The 6,414-nt window shown below is 64.7% G+C and carries 4 protein-coding genes and 2 pseudogenes; 2 read left to right on the forward strand and 4 right to left on the reverse strand.

Going from position 1 to position 6,414, the window contains the following annotated elements; translation table 11 throughout:
- Positions 1–123: 123 nt before the first annotated feature.
- The 3 genes and pseudogenes from holA to leuS all read right to left on the reverse strand — a co-directional run bounded on the left by holA (position 124) and on the right by leuS (position 4,470).
- Positions 124–1,161, reverse strand: a complete 1,038-nt coding sequence (holA, locus tag G3436_RS20890) for a DNA polymerase III subunit delta (RefSeq protein ID WP_163948986.1) — start codon at positions 1,159–1,161, stop codon at positions 124–126.
- 36 nt (positions 1,162–1,197) lie between these two features.
- Positions 1,198–1,802 (reverse strand): annotated as a pseudogene (locus tag G3436_RS20895) (LPS-assembly lipoprotein LptE).
- Between the two features lie 60 nt (positions 1,803–1,862).
- Positions 1,863–4,470, reverse strand: a pseudogene (gene leuS, locus G3436_RS20900) (leucine--tRNA ligase).
- Positions 4,471–4,708: 238 nt separating this feature from the next.
- Between leuS and G3436_RS20905 the strand changes: the two are divergent.
- Positions 4,709–5,026 carry a hypothetical protein gene (locus tag G3436_RS20905; RefSeq protein ID WP_163948989.1) on the forward strand — a complete coding sequence of 106 codons (318 nt, stop codon included), beginning with the start codon at positions 4,709–4,711 and terminating at the stop codon, positions 5,024–5,026.
- 126 nt (positions 5,027–5,152) lie between these two features.
- Positions 5,153–5,914, forward strand: coding sequence for a YdcF family protein (locus G3436_RS20910; RefSeq protein WP_163948992.1), 762 nt, complete (start codon positions 5,153–5,155; stop codon positions 5,912–5,914).
- On the opposite strand, the gene G3436_RS20915 is transcribed toward G3436_RS20910, so the two are convergent.
- On the reverse strand, positions 5,911–6,414 hold a 504-nt coding region (locus G3436_RS20915), incomplete at its 5' end, for a nitrilase-related carbon-nitrogen hydrolase (RefSeq protein ID WP_279538694.1). The two genes, G3436_RS20910 and G3436_RS20915, sit on opposite strands and share 4 nt — an antisense overlap.

Consider the following 6,414-nt stretch of genomic DNA (forward strand, 5'->3'; position numbering starts at 1 on the left):
AGTGCATCTGCGGGCCTCTTCGCTGGCAAGCCAGCTCCCACAGGTACTGCGCTGTCCTCAAGAGCAGCGACAAACCTGTGGGAGCTGGCTTGCCAGCGAAGGCCGCGCCGCAGAGGCTGGGTGTTACTCGGCTGGCAATGCCAGCCTCTGTCCCGCCATCAGCAACGACAATCGCGACAGGCTTATCCACGGCGAGCCCTGGGCCTGGCCCTTGATCTGCGCATCGATGCGCTGGGCATCCTGCAACAGCTGCCCCCAGCGTTGTGCCGAGTGACGTTGCAGGGCCTTGCTCATCAGCGGCCTGCGCTTGTCCCATACCGGCGGCCGAGCCTGGCTGAAAGCCTTGTCCAGCGGCACGCCCTGGCTGAACTGCTGGGCCAGCCCGGCGAGCACGCGCAACTCGCGGGCCAGCGCCCAGAGAATCACCGGCGGCTCGACGCCTTCGCCACGCAGCCCCTCAAGCATGCGCAGGGCATGCGCGGCCTCGCCGTTGAGGATCGCATCGACCAGGCCGAACACGTCAAAACGCGCGCTGTCGGCTACCGCGCCCTGCACGGTCTCCACGGTGATCTGGTTGCCATCGGACAGCAGCTTGAGCTTTTCGATTTCCTGTGCAGCAGCCAGCAGGTTGCCTTCGACCCTGGCGGCAATCAGTTCCACCGCGTCACGCTGGGCCGACAGCCCGGCCTGTGCCAGGCGCTGGTTGATCCACTGCGGCAACTGGTGGGTGTCCACCGGCCAGATCTGCACGAACTGCACCTGTGGCCCCTCGATCAGCGCCTTGCCCCACTTGGTCTTCTGGGCGCTGCCATCAAGCTTGGGCAGGCTGACCAGCAGCAAGGTATCTTCGGCCGGCCGCGAGCAGTACTCGATCAGTGCCGCCGCACCCTTGTCGCCGGGCTTGCCCGAGGGCAGGCGCAGTTCCAGTACGCGCTTTTGCGCGAACAGCGACAGGCTGGCCCCGGCCTGGAGCAGGGTGCCCCAGTCGAAGTTGGCGTCGGCGCTGAAGACCTGGCGTTCGTCGAAGCCTTGCTGGCGTGCAGCCAGGCGGATGGCGTCGGCGGCCTCCTGGCACAGCAGCGGGTCATCGCCGCTGATCACATAGACGGGCGCGAGGCTACCTTGCAGGTGCTTGTGGAGTTGGGCGGGGGAGAGCTTCATGGGAATAGGCGGGGCGCCGGAGCGCCCCGTTCAGGCTCAGTTGGCCGGCAGTTCCAGCGGCGATTGCTGGGGTTGCGCGTCTTGTGCGCGACGGGCAGCGTCGATCGCCTGGGCCTCGGCCTTGGCGCGTTCGTCAGCTTCCTGTTGCAGCAGGTTGAGCTGCTCGGGTGTCAGCAACTGCAGGCGCAGGACCATCTTCTGCACCATTTCACGGCGCATTTCGTTACGAATCTGGTCGGCTTCCTGGTCGGAGCCGGCCAGGTTGTTGCTGTCATGCACGTAGGTCTTCTGCACTTCGAGCTTGTCGGTCAGCAGGCTCAGGTCGTCCAGGCCGCGGATCTCGTACGTCAGCTCGTTGTTCAGTTCGTATTCCGCCGAGCGCCGCCACCGGCATAGCTGGCCGCGCGTCGGGTTTCCTGTTCATTGGTCAGGATCAGCTTGTACGGCGCGCCCTTGTGCACGTTGACACCGCTGGTCTCCAGCACATCACGCAGCTGCGTGACGGTAGCGCCGTAGGCGTTGCGCGCGCTCACGTCCAGTTCCTTCAGGCTCAGCTCGGTTACGCCGGTGCCGCGCAGCTGGAAACCGCAGGCGCTGAGCAGCACAGCCAGGCCCATTACCAGCAGATTGCGTTTGATCATGTTGTTGCTCCCTTGAAACCTTGTGGGCTGTGCGGGCGCCACTCAGGACGCCCGTTGCTGTCAGTTGGCGACGATGTTGACCAGCTTGCCGGGTACCACGATCACCTTGCGGATGCTCAGGCCTTCGGTGAAGCGCAGCACGTTCTCGTTGCTGCGCGCAGCGGCTTCGACTTCTTCGCGGCTGGCGCTGGCCGGCATTTCGATATGCCCGCGCAGCTTGCCGTTGACCTGGATCACCAGCGCGATGCTGTCTTGCACCAGCGCGCTTTCGTCGAGCACCGGCCAGCCGGCATCGATGACCGCGCCGTCGTGACCCAGACGCTGCCACAGCTCATGGCTGATGTGCGGGGTGATCGGCGCCAGCAGCAGGGCGACGGTCTCCAGGCCTTCCTGGACCAGCGCGCGGTCCTGCTCGGTGGCTTGCGACGCCTTCTCCAGCACGTTCATCAGGGTCATCACCTGGGCGATCGCAGTGTTGAACTTGTGGTGCTGGCCCACATCGACGCTGGCCTGCTTGATGGCGGCGTGGATGGCGCGGCGCACCAGCTTCTGCGCGTCGTCCAGGCTGGACAGGTCCAGCGCGCCAGGCCGGGCCCTGGCCAACGTGGGCCTGGGCCAGGCGCCAGACGCGACGCAGGAAGCGGTTGGCACCTTCGACACCGGAGTCGGACCATTCCAGGCTCATGTCCGGCGGCGAGGCGAACATCATGAACAGGCGGCAGGTGTCGGCACCGTAGGCATCGATCATCGCTTGCGGGTCGACGCCGTTGTTCTTGGACTTGGACATCTTCTCGGTGCCACCGATTTCCACCGGCAGGCCGTCGGTCTTCAGGCGTGCGCCGATGATCTTGGCCTTGGCATCACGCTCGATTTCGACGTCGGCCGGGTTGAACCAGTCCTTGCCGCCGTTGCTGGCAACGCGATAGTAGGTTTCGGCAACGACCATGCCCTGGGTCAGCAGGTTCTTGAACGGTTCGTTGGACGTGACCAAACCTTCGTCGCGCATCAGCTTGTGGAAGAAGCGCGCGTACAGCAGGTGCAGGATCGCGTGTTCGATACCGCCAATGTACTGGTCCACTGGCAGCCAGTGGTTGGCCGCCTTGGGGTCGACCATGCCGTGCTCGTAGTTTGGCGAGGCATAGCGCGCGAAGTACCAGGACGACTCGACAAAGGTGTCCATGGTGTCGGTTTCGCGCTTGGCGGGTGCGCCGCACGTGGGGCAACTGCACTCGTAGAACTCGGGCAGGCGCGCCAGTGGCGAACCGGCGCCGTCCGGCACCACGTTCTCTGGCAGGGTGACGGGCAGTTGGTCTTCGGGCACCGGCACGTCGCCGCAGGTGTCGCAGTGGATGATCGGGATCGGGCAGCCCCAGTAGCGCTGGCGGCTGATGCCCCAGTCGCGCAGGCGGAACTGGGTGCGTGACTTGCCCAGTTGCTTCTTGATCAGGGCGGCTTCGATGGCGTCGAACGCACCGGCGAAGTCCAGGCCGTCGAACTCGGCCGAGTTGATCAGTTGGCCATGTTCGCCGTAGGCGGCCTGCCATTCGCTGCCCACTTCATCGCCGGCGCTGGTGCGCACCACGGCCTTGATCGGCAGGTTGTATTTGGTGGCGAATTCGAAGTCGCGCTCGTCGTGGGCCGGTACGGCCATGACCGCGCCGTCGCCGTAGTGCATCAGCACATAGTTGGCGACCCACACCGGCAGCTTCTCGCCGGTCAGCGGGTGCTCCACCAGCAGCGAAGTGGCCAGGCCTTTCTTTTCCTGGGTGGCGATGTCGGCTTCGGCAACGCTGCCGCCCTTGCAGGCATCGATGAACGCCTGCAGCTCGGGGTTGCCCTGGGCGGCGAGGGTGGCCAGCGGGTGCTCGGCGGCCACCGCGACGTAGGTCGCGCCCATCAGGGTGTCGGGGCGGGTAGTGAAGACCTTGAGTGCACCGGCTTCGCCGATGCTGGCCTGATCGTACGGGAACGACACTTCCATCCCGCGCGACTTGCCGATCCAGTTGCGCTGCATGGTCTTGACCTGTTCAGGCCAGCCCGGCAATTCGTCGAGGCTTTCCAGCAACTCGTCGGCGTACGCGGTGATCTTGAAGTAGTACATCGGGATTTCGCGCTTCTCGATCAGCGCGCCCGAACGCCAGCCGCGGCCGTCGATGACCTGCTCGTTGGCCAGTACGGTCTGGTCGGCCGGGTCCCAGTTGACCGTGCCGTTCTTGCGGTAGATCACGCCTTTTTCGAACAGGCGGGTGAACAGCCACTGTTCCCAGCGGTAGTAATCGGGCTTGCAGGTGGTGACTTCGCGGGACCAGTCGATCGCCAGGCCCAGGCTCTTGAGCTGGGTCTTCATGTAATCGATGTTTTCGTAGGTCCACTTGGCCGGCGCGACATTGTTTTTCATCGCGGCGTTCTCGGCCGGCATGCCGAAGGCGTCCCAGCCCATCGGCTGCAGGACGTTCTTGCCGAGCATGCGCTGGTAGCGTGCGATCACGTCGCCAATGGTGTAGTTGCGCACGTGGCCCATGTGTAGCTTGCCGCTTGGGTAAGGGAACATCGACAGGCAGTAGTACGTGTCCTTGCCTGGCTGTTCACTGACTTCAAAAGACTTGTGCTCGTTCCAGTAAGACTGGGCGGCGGCTTCGATTTCGCGGGGCTGATAGAGTTCGTGCATGGCTACTTTGCGCTGAGAAATGGGAGACCTTATCCAGGCTGGTTGAAAACCGTAGCGCCCGGCAATCCGGTGTCAAGAGTGAGCGCCGTAGCATACATGACCCCCGTCCATCGTGGGAAACCCTGATTGCATCGGTAGCGGCGCCGCGGGCCGTTGGTCGCGGCGCCTCGCTGGTTTTTCGAGTGCCGCTAAGCTGACGTGTGGGGGAGATGAATTCTATCTTCAATGAGGTGAACGGATGGGAGAGTCGCAGCTACAAGCACTGAACCCGGAGCTTTACGAGCGGTTGATCGACCGTCTGGGGCTCGCCCTCGACACTGCACGCACCGCCGTTCGATTACGCGATGAAATGCCTGCTGAGTTGGAATTGCGTGGCCTGAGCCGCGCCGAATTCGAGGTGATCAAGGCCTACCTGGAGTCGCTTCCGGCAGGCCGGCAGGGAAGCGTCGGCGCGATGCAGCAAGCGGAGTCGCCGCCTTCGGCCAGGGTTGTCTGGCTCAAGGACAAGGCCCGCTCCACCACCACGGCCAAACCCAGAACGCTGCACTGCAAATAACCGTTCGGGAGCACCAGGCGCAGACGGAGTGCGCCGCATTCATGGACTTCATGCTGATCGGCGCCTGGTGATCGTTGTTGCCAGGCGCCGTTTCTCTGTAGCCTTGGGCATTCATGGAGATGCCTGATGCCATTTCGCTACTTGATCAAACAAATCATCCTGCCCCCCGGCGTACTGCTGCTATTGCTGCTGCTCGCGTGGTGGCTGCGCCGTCGCTGGCCGCGCACTGCGCTGGCGTGCTTTGGCGCAGGGCTGGGCGGGTTGTGGCTGATGAGCCTGCCGGTGGCGGTCGAGTTTGCCGCACGCCAACTGGAAAGCGTAGCGGCCATCGAGCCTGCACAGTGGCCGGCGTTGGCCGGCAGGGCCGATGCGATCGTGGTGCTGGGGGCGGGGCGCGAGCGCGGCGACCCGGCGTGGGGCAATGTCGACCAGCCGACCGGTGTGGCCCTTGAGCGCATGCGTTATGCCGCGCAACTGGCCAAGGCCAGTGGCTTGCCGCTGCTGACCAGCGGTGGGCTGCATTACGGTACGCCGCCCAGCGAGGCCAAGCTGATGGCCGATTCGCTGCAGCGCGATTTCGGCGTGAGCGTGCGCTGGCAGGAAGCGCAGAGCCGCACCACCTGGGAGAACGCCCGGATGAGCGCCGAGGTGCTGCTGCCACAGGGGATCAAGCGCGTGGTGGTGGTGACCCAGGCCTGGCACATGCAGCGTTCGGTGTGGAGCTTCGAGCGGGCCGGCTTCGAGGTGGTGGGTGCGCCGGTGGGCTTCCTGGGCAACGACAATGCCCGTGCGTTCGGCGGCTGGATGCCGGAGAGCAAGGCGATGTGGCAGAGCGGCCAACTGCTCAATGAAGCGGTCGGCCTGCTCGGCTATCGCCTGTTCTACTAGACCGTCTTGGCGATCCGGCTGGCCAGCAGGGCCCAGCCGAACAGCAGCACGCAGACGATTGCCATGGGCCAGGAGCGCCATTGCAGGTACGGCGTGAGCCCCTGCATCGGCACCACCTCACCGTACAGGATGGCGCGTTCGAACTGCGGGATCTGTGCGCTGATCTTGCCGAAGGGGTCGATCAGCCCGGTGACGCCGTTGTTGGTGGCGCGGATCATCCAGCGCCCGGCTTCAAGGGCGCGCATCTGTGCCATCTGCAGGTGCTGGATCGGGCCGATCGACTTGCCGAACCAGGTGTCGTTGCTGATGGTCAGCAGGATGTCGCTCTTGGCCGCGAGGCTCGCGGCCAGCTCGGGGTAGACCACTTCGTAGCAGATCATCGGGGCAAGATGGTAGCCCTTGGCCTGCAGCATGGCCTGGTCTTCGGGGCCGCGGGCGAAGTCCGACATCGGCAGGTCGAAGAAGGCAATCAGCCCGCGCAGCATGTCCTGCAGCGGCAC

Source organism: Pseudomonas brassicae (assembly GCF_010671725.1).
GTDB classification, from domain to species: domain Bacteria; phylum Pseudomonadota; class Gammaproteobacteria; order Pseudomonadales; family Pseudomonadaceae; genus Aquipseudomonas; species Aquipseudomonas brassicae.